This window comes from Maribacter sp. R77961, from assembly GCF_044594925.1.
GTDB lineage: Bacteria > Bacteroidota > Bacteroidia > Flavobacteriales > Flavobacteriaceae > Maribacter.
Genome location: NZ_CP138991.1, coordinates 2,082,028 through 2,100,813 on the forward strand (window position 1 = coordinate 2,082,028; position 18,786 = coordinate 2,100,813).

An 18,786-nucleotide genomic window follows, 5' to 3' on the forward strand; every position below is an offset into this window, starting at 1 on the left:
GCTATGAAAAATATACTACTAATAGCCATTGTACTGCTATTGGGTAAATATGGTCTTGCCCAAAATATTAGTGCCACAGAATACTTTTTTGATACCGACCCTGGCACAGGCAACGGAACTTCGTTAACCGTTGATAGTAATACAGGAGCAATTACACAGACTTTTTCGATACCAATATCAGGATTATCGAATGGGTTTCACAGCTTTTACGTTAGATCGCAAACTACAAATGGCGAATGGAGCCATTATGATAGAACAGTTTTTTTTATCAGTTCAATTTCAGAAATCTCTCAAGCCCTTACCGCCGCAGAATACTTCTTTGATACTGACCCAGGAATAGGAAGTGCCACAACGCTTACATTAAATTCCAATACTGGAAGTATTGCGCAAACATTCGCAATATCCACTTCAGGTTTATCGGAAGGTTTTCATAGTTTTTACATCAGAACTAGGAACAGCGATGGTAAATGGAGTCTATTTGACCGCGGTATTTTTTTCATCAATTCCTTTTCTAACACCGATGAAGCCATAACTTCGGCAGAGTATTTCTACGATATTGATCCTGGTGTGGGAAATGGTACGCCAATAACTCTTGACACCAATGCCAATTCTATTAGCCAATCAGTTCTGTTACCCACTGATGATTTAACAGAAGGTGTTCATACAGTTTTCGTAAGGGTGCGTACCCAAAGTGGAAACTGGAGCCTATATGATAGTAAGAACTTTACCATCTCCAATACTGCAATTGATAATTCCGTTACGTTGAACAACTTAACCCTTACCGCTACTTTCAATAGCACGGACGCTTTTTACCGTTGGTTAGATTGTTCCAATGGCAATACTTTTATTGAAAACGCCGTGAATAGGGAATTCACACCTCGTATAAGCGGTAATTATGCCGTTGAGATAACCTTAGGCAGCCAAACAGTTATTTCTAACTGCGTTGAAGTAGTAATTCCACCAAATGAAAATGATGATGATGCAGATGGTATTTTGGACAATACAGATAACTGTCCCTTGACTTTTAATCCTAATCAGACAGACTCTGATAATGATGGTGTAGGAGACGTGTGTGATGATGATCTTGATAATGATGGTATACCAGATGCACTAGATGATTGTCCTAATACACCTTTAGGTGCTATCGTAGATTTTAACGGCTGCGAAATATTTTCCCTGCCCTCGAATAACTTTTTGGTAAAAGCTATTGGAGAATCTTGTATTTCCAACGACAATGGAAGTATAGAAATCATAACTGAAAATCCACAGAATTATACGGCTACCTTAGCGGGTAATTCTACGAACTCCTCCAACAATTTTTCAACAACAACAGTATTTACCGGCCTTTCCGCTGGTGACTACACTGTTTGTCTTACGGTGGAAGAACAACCTAATTATGAGCGTTGTTTTGACCTCTCTATCACTGAGCCTGAGGCACTTTCTGTCTCATCAAAAACAAATTTGACGAAAAAAGAAGTTACCCTTGCGCTTAATGGTGGAAGTTTATACCATATTGAACTAAACGATAATCTTTATACTACTAGTGATGCGCAAATAATTTTACCGTTAAATGCAGAAATCAATTCCCTATCCGTAATTACAGACAAGGGTTGCCAAGGAGTATACAAAGAGCAGATAATTTTATCCCCAGAAGTTCTAATTTATCCTAACCCGATTGAAAACGGACCCTTATCAGTGTTTCTCGGCCCAATAGCCGTAATGAATGAGGTAGAGGTAAGCATATTTAGTGCCAATGGAAAACTAGAGCTAGCTAAGGTCATAGACTCCACTAATGGCATACTAAGGCTAGATGTTAGTAGTTTATCCTCTGGAATTCATTTTCTAAACATAAAAGCAGGTTCTTCCTTTTTAAACTACAAAATTGTAAAAAGATGAGAAATACTAAAACATATTCACTTCTAATACCCTTATTTCTTTTGCTTTCTTGTGGAGGCGGAGGTGATGACTCGCCAACACCACCTATTGATAACGGAGGAGATGACCCTGTAACCATGATTCCAAATCCGGCAGCTGCTACGTTAATTTTTCCAGAGAATAATTCAGAATGTAACGAGGGAGCCATTGTAAATGAAAACGAAAGCGACGTAAATTTTAGATGGAATGCCTCTGAAAACACAGATAGTTATTCCGTAAAAGTTACGAATTTGTTGACTTCTGAGTCCTTTAATGTGGTACAAGGTGGCACGGAAAGAGTATTTAGACTTCAGAGGGGAACACCTTATGAGTGGTCAGTTGAATCGCGTTCCGACAGAACCAATAATGTAGCTACTAGTGAAAATTCGCGCTTTTTTAATGAGGGTCCAGGGATAGAAAATTATGCTCCTTTTCCGGCACAAGCGATCAATCCCTTAAGAGGAGCTACTTTACCGACAACTACAGAAATATCCTTAGAATGGAATACCAGTGATATTGATGACGATTTAAAAGAATATGAAGTCTTGATCGGAACTTCTATTGAAGCTATTACATCATTAGGGATTTTCACGGATACCAAAACAAATATTTCAGTGAGTTCGGGCACAACCTATTATTGGATGGTGAAAACCTTTGACAATGCAGGAAATAGTTCTAATTCGGAAGAATTTCAATTTAAAATAGAATAAACACTTAACCAAACAGTATATAATAATGAAAAATCAACTTTTATTTTTAATAATTTCATTGTCAATAACCGTTATTGCTTCTGGACAGGAATTCGTCAAAGGAACTAATATTATTAACGCCGGTGTTGGCATTGGAGGAGCTTATGGCAGCTATGCAACATCTTCCCAAAGTCTTGGTATTAGTGCAAGTTATGAACGTGGAATTTGGGAAGTGCCTGGTCCTGGGGTCGTAAGTCTTGGTGGTTTTTTGGGCTATAAAACCTATGACTATAATTTTCTTGGAGGTAGTGATCGTTGGACTTATACTGTGGTAGGAGTAATGGGAGCATACCATTATAATGGATTCAATATAGAAAATCTAGATATTTATGGAGGCGCCATGTTATCCTATAGAATACTATCCTATACTGGTACAAGCGGAAGCTTTGGAAGTAGACCGGGAGCTACTGGATTTCTAGGTGGAAGATTTTTTTTTACAGATAATTTCGCCGCTTTTGCTGAAGCAGGTTACGGCTTTGCCTACTTAACTCTTGGAATATCCATAAGAATATAACTAAGTTACAACCCTTCAGTGAAGTTGCGTTTTGAAATCGGGGGAAACTAGAAATGTACTAGAAGTGGAGGATTTAATTCGTATTTTAAAATACAAGTACTGATCACAAAAGTTATCAACAACCAGTGATAATAACTTTTATGTGCATTTCATCGAAAAAATCAAACATTTTATCTTAAAAACAATTTTCGTCAATAAATTAGAGGACTAGATAATAACACCATAATTGTTCTAGACTAATGTGCGTTCCCTTTTCAAGATTACCCCTGTTTAGTGTCTTATTGGCCATACTCACCCTCCTAAACACTTCTTGTAGTAAAAATTATGATTTGGTCTCGGACTATGTTGTCTTGGAGGAAATTCAAGTATCCAGGGATACTGACTCAGAAGTGGAAGATACAAGCATAGCTGATAAAACCAAATCTGAAACACAGCATTCATCCGCAATCAGCACTCCGTAATTAATCTGTAGTCATATTTTAAATCTTACTTTCAATAGTTGAATACCTTGCGCGAGAAGCGTTAGCCTTTAAAGACCATCATTAGCTTAAAACTATTTTTATTCCAAGCCTTTTGTAATACCTTAGGGTTAAATACTTATTTCAGTACTTCCTTATGCATAAAACTTTTGACCGAAACATTTCCCTTACCGGAAAAATAGATTTTACCGGAATTCAACTAAAAGAACCCATGGACTATGCTGCAGGGGTCCTTGGTGTAAAGGTAGCGTTACAGCATACTTTCAAGGAAATGGGGGCTTTGGAAGCACTTTCGACCCTTTCCAAAATGAACCAAAAAGAGGGCTTTGACTGTGCCGGATGTGCTTGGCCAGACCCAGAAAAGCCTTCCAAGATAGCGGAGTATTGTGAAAATGGTGCGAAAGCATTGGCAGAAGAAGCCACTTATGAAAAAGCCGACGAAGCTTTCTTTAAAAAACATAGTGTTACTGAAATTTCGCAATGGTCCGATTTTAAAATTGGTAAGAGTGGTCGGTTAACGATGCCTATGGTACTTAAAAAAGACAGTCTGCATTATGAACCCATAACATGGGAGGCTGCTTTTAATTTAATAGCCGACGAACTTCAAAACCTAAATAATCCGGACGAAGCTATTTTTTATACTTCCGGACGATCAAGCAACGAAGCTGCATTTCTATACGGATTATTTTCCAGAGCATTTGGCACCAATAATATGCCGGATTGCTCCAATATGTGCCATGAGAGTAGTGGAGTAGCTCTTTCAGAAACACTAGGCATAGGCAAAGGCTCTGTTACTTTAGAGGATTTTGACAAAGCGGAAGTAGTGATCGTGATGGGGCAGAATCCAGGAACCAATCATCCCAGAATGTTATCCGCACTTGAAAAGTGTAAAAATAATGGAGGGAAAATTGTTAGTATTAATCCCCTTTCGGAAGCAGGTCTTATACGATTTAAAGACCCACAGTCTGTTAGTGGAATTCTTAAAGGCACTACCCTAACAGATATTCATTTACAGGTGAAAATAAATCAGGATGTAGCTTTACTGAAACTCATCATGAAAAAATTAGCAGACAGGGATGCCGAGAACAAAATGGTATTTGACCATGAATTTATAACGACCTATACGAACGGTTATGCATCTTTTCTGGAAAATCTTCAAAACTATTCTGAAGAGGAGCTGTTAGCATCATGTGGAGTACCATTGTCTGAAATCTCCAAGGTTGTAGCTCTTCTTTCTAAAAAAAGTAAAATTGTTATCTGCTGGGCCATGGGCCTCACCCAACATAAAAACGGTGTAGATAATATAAAAGAGTGTGTTAACCTCCTGTTATTGAAAGGCAGCTTGGGGAAACCTGGTGCTGGCACTTGTCCGGTTCGTGGTCACAGCAATGTACAAGGTGACCGCACTGTGGGAATAATGCATTATGTTTCAAAGGAGCTGAACACTTCCATAAAAAAGGTATTCGGCTTTGACCCACCCAACGAAAAGGGTTTGGACACCGTTCATGCAATAAAAGCTATGCACGATGCAAAAGCAAAGGTATTTATGGCACTCGGTGGCAATTTTGTTTCGGCTGTTTCCGATACTCAATATACAGCAGAAGCACTTCAAAATTGTTCGCTTACGGTACAAATAAGCACCAAATTAAATCGAAGCCACCTCATTACCGGTAAAACAGCTCTGATTCTACCAACACTAGGACGTTCTGAAAAAGATAATAAAAACGGAAGTTCGCGCTTTTTAACCGTAGAAAATAGTATGGGTAAGGTACACCGTACCAAAGGTATGTTGACCCCAAAATCAAATTATCTTAAAAGCGAACCTGAAATTATTTGTGGTATCGCCCATGCCGTTCTAGGCGAAAAACATAGTGTCCCCTGGCGTACTCTTGGAACAGATTACAATTTAATAAGGGACAAAATCTCCCAGATTATAAAAGGTTTTACCAATGTCACAGAAAAATCTGAAGGTAGTGGCTTTTACCTACCCAACAATGTAAAAGAGCTTGATTTCAGTAAACTCCCCAAAGGAAAAGCACAATTTAGCGTTTGTGAACTTGCCGACCACACACTAAACTCAGATGAATTTCTTCTAATGACCATTAGGTCCCATGACCAGTTCAACACAACAATTTATGGTCTAAACGATAGATACCGGGGAATATACAATGAGCGTAGGGTACTCTTTATGAATGCCAGTGATATGACCGACCATGGTTTCACCAAACTAGATATCGTAGATTTGGTCAGTAATTATGACACTGTTGAACGAAGGGCGGCGCAATTTTTACTAATACCCTACAACATACCTAAAGGGAACCTAGCGGCATATTTTCCCGAAACGAATATGGTTATACCGCATAACCACTTTGCCCGCAGAAGTAACACCCCTATAAGTAAGTCTGTTGTAGTTCGTTTGGAAAAGAAATCTAAAGAAACATAAAATAATACGAATTCCAGGAAGAACAAAAAGCTCGCATTGTACTGTATAGTAGACATAGAAACTACCGGAAACGGAATAAAAGGTAACCGCATTACCGAAATATCCATTTTTAAATTTGATGGACATGAGATCGTGGACGAATTTACGTCCCTTGTAAATCCAGAGTGCGAAATTCCTTATTTTATAACCGGTCTTACAGGTATTGATAATGCGCTGGTAAGAGACGCACCTAAGCTAGAAGATATTGCTCCTAAGATACTTGAGATAACCGCAGATACCATTTTCGTTGCACATAGTGTAAATTTTGACTACAACGTCATCAAAAACGAACTCAAAGGAATTGGTCTGGAGTTTTCTAGAAAAAAATTATGCACCGTTCGCTTATCTAGAAAACTATTACCAGGCTATAATTCGTATAGCCTAGGCAAATTATGCTCGGCAATAGGCATTCCTTTAACCGACCGCCATAGGGCGCGAGGCGATGCCCACGCCACTGTTTTACTCTTTCATAAATTATTAAGGTCTCCATCCGCGGAAAGCGTTTTTAAAACATTTCTTAACGCACGTTCCCAAGAAGCCACCTTACCCCCTGCACTACCCAAAGCTGAATTTGAAAAATTACCGAGTACACCAGGCGTTTATTATTTTAAAGATGCTAAAGGGAAAATAATCTACGTAGGAAAAGCGATAAACATTAAGAAAAGAGTGCTAAGCCACTTTTACGATAAGGCCACTAAAGAACTAGCTTTATGCGGAGATACGGCATTTCTCGATTTTGAAGAAACGGGCAGCGAGCTTATTGCCCTATTATTGGAGTCTAGTGAAATAAAAAAGCACTACCCCAAATACAATAGCGCTCAAAAGCGCAACATTCAGCAATATGGCATCTTTTATTATGAAGATAGAAGTGGAATACTGCATTTGGCCTATAACAAATTAAAAATGGCTCCTAATGCCTTAGCTATTTTTTATAGCACTACCGAGTGCCGCCTTTATATGGAGGCGCTCTGTGAAACCCATGGGTTATGTCCAAAGTACTGCCATCTGCAAGAAAATATAAGCTCCTGCTCGCATTATAAGATAAAACAGTGTATTGGCATATGCACGGACCTATCACGTTTAGAAGCATATAATACCAAAGTTCTAAAGGCCATTTCATCTTTAAGGAATAGCAAAGAGGACTATATCATAAAATTAAAAGGAAGAACTAAGGAAGAAGTAGCTTTTATTATCGTAGCTAACGGGGTGTACTCAGGTTATGGCTTTGTCCCAAGCGATATACAGATAGATCACCCAAATGATTTAGACTTTTACCTTATCCCACAAAAAAATACACTGGAAACACAACGACTGGTGGAGTCATTCGTACGTAAAAATCCGTCTAAAGTTCTTGAAATTACTAAGGAAAAACTAAGCGTGTAGGAGCGTTAATCGTTCATTTTCTTATACATACGAACGACAAAGAGCAACCATATCATAAATATGATTCCAACAAAAATCGAATACAATAAAATAAAATCCACTACTTCTTATATTTCAGATAGTTCATAAAACCAAGGATGGTGGGTGCCCAAAAAGCTATAAAAATGGCATCTAATTTTTTTCCGCTGAGAAACAAAACCTCAGAGACTACGATTATGGATAGGACTACTAAAAGCAATATGCAATTCATTGCTCCTATACGTTCAATAAAATTTTTAATCATTGCTGTAATACAAATCCTACTTAAAGGTATTAATAATATTTTTAAAATTTTAACGAATCATTAAGTTTTTTTTAACATTTAATGATTTCTCAAAGAAAAGCCTAAAATAATGAATATTTCAGGCTAAACAAGTACGTATATTTAATTTTTGTAACGCTATAGGAACGCCTTGGACTATAATGTGCTAGGACAGACATAATCGGTCATCTTTAGTCCCTCTTTTTTTAAAGCACCAAAACCACCTGCAACATCTATTAAATTATGAATTCCCCTACTCTTTAAAATAGATGCAGCGATTACAGAACGGTAACCACCGGCACAATGTAAAAAGAAGGGCTCCTTCTCAGGGAAATCGGCTAGATAGTCATTCAAATTACTTAGCGGGGTATGCGTAGCGGATTCCAAATGTTCGGAAAGAAACTCTCCTTCCTTTCTAACATCGAACACCGGAACTTTTTTCCGAGCGAGTTTCGCTTTAACCTCGGAAGCAGTTACAGAAATAATACTATCCGTCTCCTTACCAGCTTCCACCCATGCATTCAATCCTCCGTTTAGATACCCTATGGTTCCATCAAACCCAACTCTTGACAATCGGGTGACCGCCTCCTCTTCTTTTCCTTTAGGAGCAACCAAGAGCAAAGGCTGCTTGGTATCTGCTATCAAAGCGCCAACCCACGGAGCAAAATCACCATTAAGACCAATGAAAATTGATCTTGGAATGTGTTGCTTCACAAAATCTGCCTGTGTTCTTACATCAAGCACTAAAGCCTCGGTTTCATTTGCGGCGAACTCAAACTCTTGTGGAGTCAAAGCTCTCATTCCCCTATCTAAAACCTCGGAAATATCTTCGTAACCCTCTTTATTCATCTTTACATTAAGGGGAAAGTATTTAGGCGGAGGAAGAAGCCCGTCCGTCACTTCTTTTACAAACTCCGGCTTGGTCATATTCGCCCTAAGGGCATAGTTCATCTTTTTTTGATTACCCAGAGTATCCACCGTCTCTTTCATCATATTTTTACCACAGGCAGATCCCGCACCATGAGCGGGGTACACGATAACATCATCCGCTAAGGGCATTATCTTGTTCCGTAAGCTATCATAAAGAGTTTCCGCTAACTGTTCCTGGGTTAAGTGCGCCGCTTTTTGTGCTAAATCTGGTCTACCTACATCTCCGAGAAATAAGGTATCACCAGAGAAAATAGCATGGTCTTTACCATTTTCATCTTTTAATAGGTAAGTAGTACTTTCCATAGTGTGCCCCGGAGTGTGCAAAGTCTTAATCGTAAGTTTACCCAAACGAAACTCTTGACCATCCTCGGCAATAACAGCCTCAAAAGAGGGATTTGCAGTAGGGCCATAAATTATAGGTGCACCTGTCTCTTTCGAGAGGGTTACGTGACCGCTAACAAAATCTGCGTGAAAATGTGTCTCGAAAATATATTTTATGGTAGCATTAGCCGCCTTGGCTCTTTCTATATAGGGTGTTACCTCTCGTAACGGGTCAATAATGGCGACTTCGCCATCACTCTCAATATAATACGCACCCTGTGCCAGACACCCCGTATAAATCTGTTCTATTTTCATCTTACTATTCTTTTACTTTTTCGCATGAACGAAAATCTCTAAAAATCAAATGTTCTATAATAAACTAGCGTAATAACTGCTACAAAAATACAGGAATTACCTGCTTTGATTTCATGATAATTGTCATTTCCTCTTACTGTTTTCATAGGCTACCCTAGAACCTACTATGGAAACCGCTTTTGGGTCATCAAAGAACGAAACGGCCTCCTTAGTCTTAACAAAAAGATATTCTCTATGCAATTCATTAATAATTCCTGAACTAAAGATAATATCGCGGGTAGGGCCTATGGCGCCGGCAATGTAAAATTGTAATCCCGCTGTATGAATCTCATTAATTAGCTTCGTTAACATATCTGCACCAGTAGCATCAATATAGTTTATCGCTTCAGCATTTAAGATAACCGCTTTTAGGTCGGTACCTTTTTCAGACACATGTCTTAAAAGTTCCTTTTTAAAATAAGTAGCGTTGCCAAAATACAACTGCGCATCAAAACGCACAATTAATAAATCTTCCCTCACCTGAACCTCATCTCCGAAACGCCTTATGTTCTTATAGTAGTCCGTATTTTTAATATTTCCTAATACCGCAAAATGTGGATTTGAAGTACGGTATACCATGAGCAATAGTGAACAAAGCACTCCAATTAAAATACCCACGGTTATACTTATAAAAAGCGTACTCAAGAACGTTATGATAAGTATAATGAACTCATCCCGTCTGTTGTTCCATAAACTTTTCGCATATTTTAAATCAATTAAACTAAAAACCGAAACCATGATAATACTGGCCAAGATAGCATTGGGTAAATACTGAAAAATAGGCGTTAAAAACAACAGGGTTATCACCACTAAAGCTACACTAAACAGGGAGGATAATAGTGTTTTTGCCCCGGTTTCATAATTAATAGCAGAACGGGAAAAACTGGCCGTTACAGGATATGCTTGAAAAAGAGAGCCTACCATATTGGATGCGCCTAAAGCAATTAATTCTTGATTTGCTACAATAGTCTCCTCTCCACCTTTTTCCTCCAATGCCTTACCGATGGAAATTGCCTCTAAATAACCCACCAAGGCTAAAGCCAAGGCAATTGGCCATAACCGTTTAACATCTTCTAGCTTTAAATCTGGTAGTACAAACGATGGTAATCCCTGCGGTATTTCTCCCACCAATTCCACTCCATATAATTTTAAATCCCAAAGATAAACTCCTAGGATACCAAGTAATACTATGATTAGGATAATGGGAATATTCTTATTCCATTTCTTGAAAAGAATTATCAGTACGATACCCAAAAGCCCAATACCCAAATCGTACGGATTGGTATCACCTACTTTCTGGATTGCATTTTGAAGTAGCTCATGAAAACGACTACTCCCCGAAATTTCCGCACCTAATAAGTGTTTTAATTGACTTAGGATTATTATAACCGCTGCCGCAGAGGTAAAGCCGTTAATAACAGGTTTGGATAAAAAATTCACTAAAAAACCCATTCTGAATAAGCCCAGTAAAAATTGAATGGCCCCGACCATTAAGGCCAGAACCACTACCATTGCGATATAATTTTCCACACCGGATATGGCCAAAGTTCCAAGACCAGCAGCGACAAGTAGAGAATCCATTGCTACGGGACCAACAGCTATTTTCCTAGAGGTTCCTAAAAAAGCATAGGTAATAACCGGAAAAAGTGACGCATATAGTCCATAAACAGGTGGTAGTCCCGCAATCATAGCATAGGCCATACCTTGTGGCACCAGCACAATACCTACGGTTAACCCAGCAATTAAATCCTTAAGGAAATTTGTCTTCTTATAGGTAGCTATCCATGAAAAAATAGGTAGAATACGTTGCACAGCACAAAGTTAATCAATATTGGCAGTACAATCGAGGATTGATACTATAAGCACACTAACCCTATAAATTTAATACCGGAAAACCTTTTTAATCATTGAGTTTCCCTAAAAATACATTCACCTTGGGGTTGATAGGGTTGCCTGATGCCCTGCGCAACACCACAATCTGCCCAGCATGCCAAATAGCATCTTCTATAGGGCCGTTGATGTGGTTCCAAAAAGGAAATTCAGAACTACCTTGGGTGCGGATAAATATAATTTTATGTTGGGATAAATCGGAAGACTTTAAAAACAAGGCGCTCGCTACCTTAAAGTTCGCTAAAGTGGCCTGTCTTTTTTCCTCATAACTTAGTTCCGCTTGCGCTGTGGTATAATCGGTAGGTTGCTGCTTTGCAGAATTCATTATAGTTTTGGACAGTCCGTACAAATGGTCTATAGTCTGCACCATAGTTCTAGACTCCTCCGTAGGTTTGTAATCTAAGTCTACTTCCCTTAAACCTTCTGTAGCCCAGTAGTACCTGAACCCAAGACCATCTATCATCCGAGACACCACGGCTCCAGCGGTATATTCTTTTGGTGCATCTGGTATTGTGGCATAATACGCCTCGGGATTCGGTTTTTCTTGGGCACCCATAACATTACTTAAGACGATACTACAAACAAATATGATTTTTTTCATTTCTAATGATGAGAATTTTGTCCTAAAACGGTTTTATGAATACACTAAACGTTTTAGGTGCTGTCCCCAATTTTTCAAAGCCCAAATGAAGTTGTTCTTGAGGCACTGCATAGGGATAAAAAGTAATAGGTTCTATACAAACCATATTGTTAACTTCTGTCCACAGCATAAAATTTCCAAATCCTTGTGTTGTAATCTCCAAGGACTTTTCGTCTTTTAATAGTATTTGTGCACAATCAGGGACTTGAAAAGCCCTACTCCCAACGGCTATAACCTCATCTAGAGTAATGCTTTTTTCCTGTGTTGAAATAATAGGCTTTTTGCTCCCTAGTTTAAAAGCAGGATGATAGCCTAACATAAAAGGCATACCCTTTTCACCTGAGATATTAAAAACAACGGCTAATCCGTTTTCTGTAAGTTCAAAAGATTTTTGAAATCCAAAATCATAGGGCCAGGCTAATTTTTCTTCGGTCGACTTTGATGGATATTTAGAATTTTTAACCGGCGTATGGGCCACGTACTTCTTCTCGAAAGTAGCTTTTGTTTCAGTTTGATGTATTCCTTCATACCTCATTTCTCTCAGTAAACCGTGCTGGTCCTGAATAGCAGCGCTCTTTGGAGTCATTACCTTGAAATTAGCCTCGTTCGTAGGCCCTATTATGGGAAACATTTCGGTATCTGCATTACGCCAACCTGGACTCCCTTTTTGATGTATAAATTCGTGACCAGAAACCGAATAGCTTACCAATTCCCCTTCATCAATTTGTACGGATTGCTTTCCTAGTCTAAGTGCGGTCATATTTTTGTTATGCATTAAAAGTGGTTACAGCGTATCTATTTGAGAATCCATCCAACTAAGGCGGTCACCTATCCAATCATTTAGATAACCAAGCTCTTCTGCATAGGTATTACCAACAAAATTATTAGGCCATACGTACACACCCAGAACGGGCCAGAGATTAAAATTAGCATCGACAGCACCAGATTGGATTAAAGTGGTGGTGTAGGTATCCACGCTACCAAAGATGGCACTATCAGATAATACGCCACCACGGAGTTCGTTCCAACGGGCTTTTAACCTTGCCACGTAAGCCGGGTCCTCCATTAGGCGTTCCCACCAGAAGGGAATCTGCCAAAAATCTTCTGGACATCGCTCATTAAATTTATAGGCCCAAACATTAGTGGCTCCTCCATCGCAATAATCGGCATTTCCAAAGGCCAGGTTAAAATCCCATATAGGACCCATCTTCAACTTTTCGTTTTTATCCTTATGCATAAAAGTACTTAGTCGATACCCATCTACATTATTTGAGAGCTCATTCAAAATAAAGAAGTCTATAAAACTATCTACATCGATGTACGCAGCATAACCTGTTTCCGTATCGGCAAAATTGTCCGAAGCAAGGGCGTTTTCAAAAGCTGCAATATAGTTGGAAATATAGCCCTTTTGCGCTGTAGTGATATCTTCCGCATCCGGCTCTTCATATAAAAAGTTGATTTCCTGTCCTAAAGTGGCATCCAATGGGGTATATTCCGAAGCGAATGAATTCTGGTCATTATAACCCTCACCCAAATTGGCACCAGCTGTTTTATCAATCTTCAGAATATAACCGCCTGTAAGGTCATCTCCAGAGTTTTCGTCCTCCTTTAGCTTATTGATATCGATACGATTAGAATCTCGTTTCAACTTCTCCATGAACACATAAACGCCTTGATCAATACCGTTAATGGAAACCTCAACAAACTGGGTTCTGCTAGCATAGCGCTGCATGGCTCTGGACAAATCATAAATCAGCATATTCCGCATTAAGGATTTATCACTGTAAGGCGCATAGAGTATCCAGTCTTCTTCCTCGGGGTAATCTAAAAGTGATACGTCCAAATCCTCATTGACCGCATCCCTAGTTTCAAATCCAAAAGATTTTTTAGGAAAAAACTGAGAAGAAGCACCCCTGATTTCTATACCCATATTCCCCTCGTAGGAAATAACATCTGACTTTGAAATGACAAAAGTAGCATCTGACTTTGGTTCGTCTACAATCTCATTACCATTCGTAGAAATAGCTAGTAGTGGCAACTCAATAACCTCAGGAACTTCAATTTCTTCCACTTCTTTCTCAGGTAAGGGGTCATCCGAACTACAACCAGAAATATATAACATAACGAGACAGAGTGCTACGTAACGCAGTGCTTTATATGGGGAAGATTGTAGCGTTCTCATAATTATTTTTTATTTCTAAGATACTTAAAAATGTACTTATTCCAGAAAACCCTGTTCTTTCATCCACTCATCATTGAACATTTTTCCGACATAACGACTACCATGATCATGGAAGAGCACCACCACGACATCGTCTTTGGTAAAATGCTTTTTTAATTGCAATAAACCTTTAATTGCCGCACCCGCTGAGTTCCCTAAAAACATAGCCTCCTCTTTTGCCAAACGCTGCGTATACACTGCGGCATCTTTGTCCGTTACCTTGGTGAAACCATCGATAACCCCAAAATTTACATTTAGTGGCAAAATATCCTCACCAATGCCCTCCGTTATATAAGGGTAGATTTCTTTCTCGTCGAAAATACCAGTTTCATGATACTTTTTAAAAACAGAACCATAGGTATCTATTCCCCATATTTTTATATTGGGATTCTTCATTTTTAAATAAGAACCTACTCCAGAAATAGTACCTCCAGTACCAACGCCCACAACAAAATGGGTAACCTTCCCGGCCGTCTGTTCCCATATTTCAGGGCCAGTACTTAAAAAATGTGCCTTGCAGTTAGATGGATTATCATATTGATTTACGTACCACGAATTAGGTATTTCCTTAGCAAGTCTTTTGGCCGTGCTGTAATAACTCCGTGGGTCTTCCGGAGCAACATCCGTTGGGCACACATGAACTTCGCTACCAACGGCCCTTAGAATATCCATTTTCTCCTTGGACTGCTTATCGCTAATGACACAGATCATCTTATAACCTCTAATAGTTGCCGCTAAAGCCAAGCCCATCCCTGTATTGCCAGACGTACCTTCTATTATAGTTCCTCCAGGTTTCAACACTCCGGCCGCTTCCGCATCCAAGACCATTTGTAGTGCCATACGGTCCTTTACCGAATTCCCCGGGTTAAAGGTTTCATACTTTGCAAGTACTAAGCAGGGAAGTGCTGCGGTTAGCTTGTTCAGTTTAACCAAAGGAGTGTTCCCAATGGTTTCCAATATGTTTTCTGCGTATTTCATTTTCATATATTCAATTGCTTCGCTCCATTTATTTATTCGAACCTTATGGCCTTTACAGGTGTTATTTTAGTGATGATATAGGAAGGTATGAGTAGCATCAATAAGCATAACACCAACACGCCCACATTTAACAAAATAACCGTCATGACATCTATATGCACCGGTATGTATTCTATGTAATACTCCTTAGGATTTGGAAATTTAAAAAGCTTTAGCTGGTCTTGCGCAATAATAATTCCTAAGCCGATAAGATTTCCCCAGAATAGTCCTACCCCTATTAAATAAGCAGCGTTATAAAGAAACACCTTTCTAATACTCCAATTAGTAGTACCCAATGCTTTCAAAATACCGATCATGGATGTTCGCTCTAAAATAAGTACCAAAAGTGCAGTAATCATATTTATACCACCGACAATGATCATAATACCTATGATTAATGCAATATTAAAATCGAATAGACCGATCCACTCAAAAATCTTATAGTATTTATCCTTTAATGTTCGCGTATTTAAACTGGATACGGTCTTACCGTATATCTCTGCGCTTTTAGCATCTATATCATCAAAGCTTTCTAAAAAAATTTCAAAATTCCCAATTTCATCGGAATCCCATTTATTCATACGTTGTATATGGCGAATGTCTATAAAGATAAATCGGCTGTCTATCTCTTCAAAACCACTATCATAAATACCTTTAATGGTAAACTTACGTTGATTTGGAATCTTATTAGTATCATCATCCCGAAGAAAAAAAGTAAAAAAGGAATCTCCGTTCTTAAGTCCAAGGCGACTTGCGGAGATACGAGAAATAAGCACCTCATCATTAATATTTCCGCCATAGTTAGGCAATGTGCCTTCCACCAGAAACTCTGCTATTGCGCTCCAATTAAAATCACTCCCGACCCCTTTGGCTATAATACCTTCAAAAGTATCCGCGGTTCTAATTATGCCTCCTTTGGTGGCAACCGCCTGTATATGTTCAATACCCGAAACAGATTTAAATTCCGGATAAAAATCTTGATTTTTTGATATGGGGGTTACGGATATCTCAGAACTATTGTTGTCATAATTAGAAATTTGCACATGCCCATTGAACGCTGTTACTTTTTCCCTGATTTTATGCTTTAAGCCTACCCCCGTTGCAATGGCGATCAGCATCATAATAATACCAAGGACAATAGCTGTAATAGCTATTTTTATTATTGGTGCGGAAATGCTAATTTTATGCTCCTTACCCGTAATAAGCCGTTTGGCGATAAAATATTCTAGGTTCAAATGATATTATTTTTATCCAATTTCAAAAGTACAGTTTTATTATCGTTTTTAATATGTGCTTCCTGCGGAAACCCAGCTAAGAATACCACTGCACAGACAGAAAATACGTTAGAAATACCTACGGAAACAGCTCCGGAAAAAATTATGGTTGCCGCCAATAGAACCGCGATTTACCTTCCTTTAATAAAAGGTAAAAAGATAGCCGTAGTAGCTAACCAGACGAGTGTCCTCTATAAAGACACAGGGTATACCCATTTGGTAGATTCTTTACTGAGTTTACAAATTGATATTAAAAAAGTCTTTTCCCCGGAACATGGTTTTCGTGGTAAGGCCGATGCAGGGGAAAAAGTAAAGGACGGTCTAGATACACGAACTGGCTTGCCCATAAAATCCCTTCACGGCAAGAACAGAAAGCCCACACCATCGCAATTAAATGATATAGATTTAGTGCTCTTTGATATTCAGGATGTAGGCGTACGTTTTTACACCTATATCGCCACAATGCAATTGGTGATGGAGGCCTGCGCAGAAGCAGGTATACCCGTGCTTGTTTTAGATAGACCTAACCCAAATGCGCATTATATCGGCGGACCTACCATGAAAGCGGAACACACTAGTTTTTTGGGCATGACGAAAATACCGCTTGTTTATGGGATGACCATTGGTGAGTATGCCCAAATGATAAACGAAGAAGGTTGGCTGACAGATGGGAAAAAGACCGATTTAACTGTTATTCCTTTAGAAAACTGGTCGCGCAACATTGCATACCACTTACCTATTAGACCATCTCCGAATCTACCCAATGACACTGCTATTACTTTGTATCCTAGTCTTGGACTTTTTGAAGGAACTAACGTCAATGCCGGTCGTGGTACCGAGTTTCAATTTCAGCGGTATGGGGCTTCATTTTTAGATTCCACCAAATATGATTTTAGTTATGTTCCAGAACCTAATTTTGGTTCTAAATATCCTAAAGAAGAAGGTAAAACCTGTTATGGCTCGGATTTATCCAGAACAGCTAGAATGAACGAATTCACTTTAAAATGGATAATAGAAGCCTATCAAAACTGTACCGACAAATCTAAATTTTTTCTTACCGATGGATTTACAAAACACGCCGGAACCACCAAACTACAAGAGCAAATTGAAGCAGGTCTTTCAGAAACTGAGATAAAAGCTACTTGGCAGGCTGATTTAGAAGAGTTTCAGGAAATTAGAAGGAAATATATAATTTACAAATAGTTAGCTTGATTTAGAATTTTTGTATGCCTTGAGCGCAAGCCCTGCACTAGCTACTGAACCAGCAACTCCTATAAATGTTTCTCCGGAAAATATTAGAAATACTCCTGCTACAAAACCACAAACACCAATTACTAAAGTCATTTTTGACGTATTACCTCTATTCTTATCCATTTTTGTAGCATAGAATTCTAATTGAAATTTAAATCAATGTGCATGAGCGCAGAACAGTTAATCAGCATGTATTTGTGTTGGTCTACGATATTTATGAAAAGGTTGTTTTAAAAGTCCTTTGATACTTGAGTTCTCTTTTTCGTCAGGAAAAGTGTCCACCCCATAGGTAATGTTCTCCGGCTCTAGCTCCATAAAAGTTCCGAACAATCGGTCCCATATAGAAAAAATGTTCCCATAGTTACTATCCGTATAGGGGAGCACAAAATGGTGGTGTACCTTATGCATGTCTGGCGAAACGATTACCCAACTCAAGGCTTTATCCAAACCTCTTGGTAAACTAATATTCGCATGATTAAACTGGGAAAGCACCACAGAAATACTTTGATATAGCATGATAATCCCTACCGGCGCACCCACAACGAATACCCCAATGAGGGTAAACAGGTATCTAATTAAACTTTCTAAAGGATGATGTCTATTAGCCGTAGTCGTATCCACATTGTGGTCGGAATGATGTACCAGGTGTACCATCCATAAAGGTTTTACTTTATGCTCTACCAAATGTGCCGTATATGCCCCGATCAAATCCAATAACATAATCCCCAAAACCACATATAACCATAAGGGCATTTCCGGAAGCCAATTGATAATCCCAAAATTGTTTTGGATGGTCCAATCCGAAGTTTTCAATAGCAAGAAAGCCAAAGGGAAGTTTATGATTATGGTAGTTAAAGTAAAGAATAAATTAGGCAATGCGTGTTTCCACTTTTTGTATTTAACACTGAACAGGGGCACTATCCCCTCTAATATCCAAAAAAAAGTAATTCCCCCTACCAAAATTAAACTGCGGTGTAAAGGTGGTATCGTTTCAAAATAGGTCATTAAAGTCTCCATAGGCTAAAGATAATAATTTAGTTGTTTTACACAGCGCGCTGTTTTTGAG

The 18,786-nt window shown here is 38.8% G+C and carries 16 protein-coding genes; 7 read left to right on the forward strand and 9 right to left on the reverse strand.

The genetic code is table 11. The features are described from left to right. Window positions 1-3: 3 nt before the first annotated feature. The 6 genes from SJY09_RS09130 to SJY09_RS09155 all read left to right on the forward strand — a co-directional run bounded on the left by SJY09_RS09130 (window position 4) and on the right by SJY09_RS09155 (window position 7,521). Window positions 4-1,896, forward strand: coding sequence for a thrombospondin type 3 repeat-containing protein (locus SJY09_RS09130; RefSeq protein ID WP_396635421.1), 1,893 nt, complete (start codon window positions 4-6; stop codon window positions 1,894-1,896). Next, on the forward strand, window positions 1,893-2,624 hold the full coding sequence (locus SJY09_RS09135) for a hypothetical protein (RefSeq protein ID WP_396635422.1): 732 nt from the start codon (window positions 1,893-1,895) through the stop codon (window positions 2,622-2,624). Before SJY09_RS09130 ends, SJY09_RS09135 begins: the two co-directional genes overlap by 4 nt. Before the next feature lie 25 nt (window positions 2,625-2,649). Continuing rightward, on the forward strand, window positions 2,650-3,177 hold the full coding sequence (locus tag SJY09_RS09140) for a hypothetical protein (protein WP_396635423.1): 528 nt from the start codon (window positions 2,650-2,652) through the stop codon (window positions 3,175-3,177). A gap of 239 nt (window positions 3,178-3,416) precedes the next feature. Further along, on the forward strand, window positions 3,417-3,638 hold the full coding sequence (locus tag SJY09_RS09145; RefSeq protein ID WP_396635424.1) for a hypothetical protein: 222 nt from the start codon (window positions 3,417-3,419) through the stop codon (window positions 3,636-3,638). A 154-nt stretch (window positions 3,639-3,792) separates the two neighbouring features. Beyond that, window positions 3,793-6,099 carry an FdhF/YdeP family oxidoreductase gene (locus SJY09_RS09150; RefSeq protein ID WP_396635425.1) on the forward strand — a complete coding sequence of 769 codons (2,307 nt, stop codon included), beginning with the start codon at window positions 3,793-3,795 and terminating at the stop codon, window positions 6,097-6,099. Window positions 6,100-6,135: 36 nt separating this feature from the next. Beyond that, complete coding sequence (locus SJY09_RS09155) at window positions 6,136-7,521, forward strand: exonuclease domain-containing protein (RefSeq protein WP_396635426.1); 1,386 nt, start codon at window positions 6,136-6,138, stop codon at window positions 7,519-7,521. A gap of 457 nt (window positions 7,522-7,978) precedes the next feature. Here the strand turns inward: SJY09_RS09155 and SJY09_RS09160 are convergent, their stop codons facing one another. From SJY09_RS09160 to SJY09_RS09190, 7 genes are all read right to left on the reverse strand, one after another. Continuing rightward, window positions 7,979-9,388, reverse strand: coding sequence for a rhodanese-like domain-containing protein (locus SJY09_RS09160; protein WP_396635427.1), 1,410 nt, complete (start codon window positions 9,386-9,388; stop codon window positions 7,979-7,981). 123 nt (window positions 9,389-9,511) lie between these two features. Next, complete coding sequence (locus SJY09_RS09165; RefSeq protein WP_396635428.1) at window positions 9,512-11,239, reverse strand: SulP family inorganic anion transporter; 1,728 nt, start codon at window positions 11,237-11,239, stop codon at window positions 9,512-9,514. An 88-nt stretch (window positions 11,240-11,327) separates the two neighbouring features. Beyond that, complete coding sequence (locus SJY09_RS09170; RefSeq protein WP_396635429.1) at window positions 11,328-11,918, reverse strand: DinB family protein; 591 nt, start codon at window positions 11,916-11,918, stop codon at window positions 11,328-11,330. Between the two features lie 22 nt (window positions 11,919-11,940). Then, window positions 11,941-12,732, reverse strand: coding sequence for an aldose 1-epimerase (locus SJY09_RS09175; RefSeq protein WP_396635430.1), 792 nt, complete (start codon window positions 12,730-12,732; stop codon window positions 11,941-11,943). 9 nt (window positions 12,733-12,741) lie between these two features. Next, window positions 12,742-14,139, reverse strand: coding sequence for a CotH kinase family protein (locus SJY09_RS09180; protein ID WP_396635431.1), 1,398 nt, complete (start codon window positions 14,137-14,139; stop codon window positions 12,742-12,744). Between the two features lie 36 nt (window positions 14,140-14,175). Further along, window positions 14,176-15,156: a PLP-dependent cysteine synthase family protein gene (locus SJY09_RS09185; RefSeq protein WP_396635432.1), complete on the reverse strand. Its 981-nt coding sequence runs from the start codon at window positions 15,154-15,156 to the stop codon at window positions 14,176-14,178. A gap of 32 nt (window positions 15,157-15,188) precedes the next feature. After that, window positions 15,189-16,430: an ABC transporter permease gene (locus tag SJY09_RS09190; protein WP_396635433.1), complete on the reverse strand. Its 1,242-nt coding sequence runs from the start codon at window positions 16,428-16,430 to the stop codon at window positions 15,189-15,191. On the opposite strand from SJY09_RS09190, the gene SJY09_RS09195 reads away from it, so the two are divergent. Then, window positions 16,431-17,672 carry an exo-beta-N-acetylmuramidase NamZ domain-containing protein gene (locus SJY09_RS09195; protein WP_396635434.1) on the forward strand — a complete coding sequence of 414 codons (1,242 nt, stop codon included), beginning with the start codon at window positions 16,431-16,433 and terminating at the stop codon, window positions 17,670-17,672. Here the strand turns inward: SJY09_RS09195 and SJY09_RS09200 are convergent, their stop codons facing one another. Beyond that, the gene (locus tag SJY09_RS09200) at window positions 17,673-17,843 is read right to left on the reverse strand and encodes a hypothetical protein (RefSeq protein ID WP_396635435.1); all 171 of its coding nucleotides are present in this window, start codon (window positions 17,841-17,843) and stop codon (window positions 17,673-17,675) included. It lies immediately after the preceding gene. 57 nt (window positions 17,844-17,900) lie between these two features. Beyond that, complete coding sequence (locus SJY09_RS09205) at window positions 17,901-18,737, reverse strand: sterol desaturase family protein (RefSeq protein ID WP_396635436.1); 837 nt, start codon at window positions 18,735-18,737, stop codon at window positions 17,901-17,903. Between the last annotated feature and the right edge of the window lie 49 nt (window positions 18,738-18,786).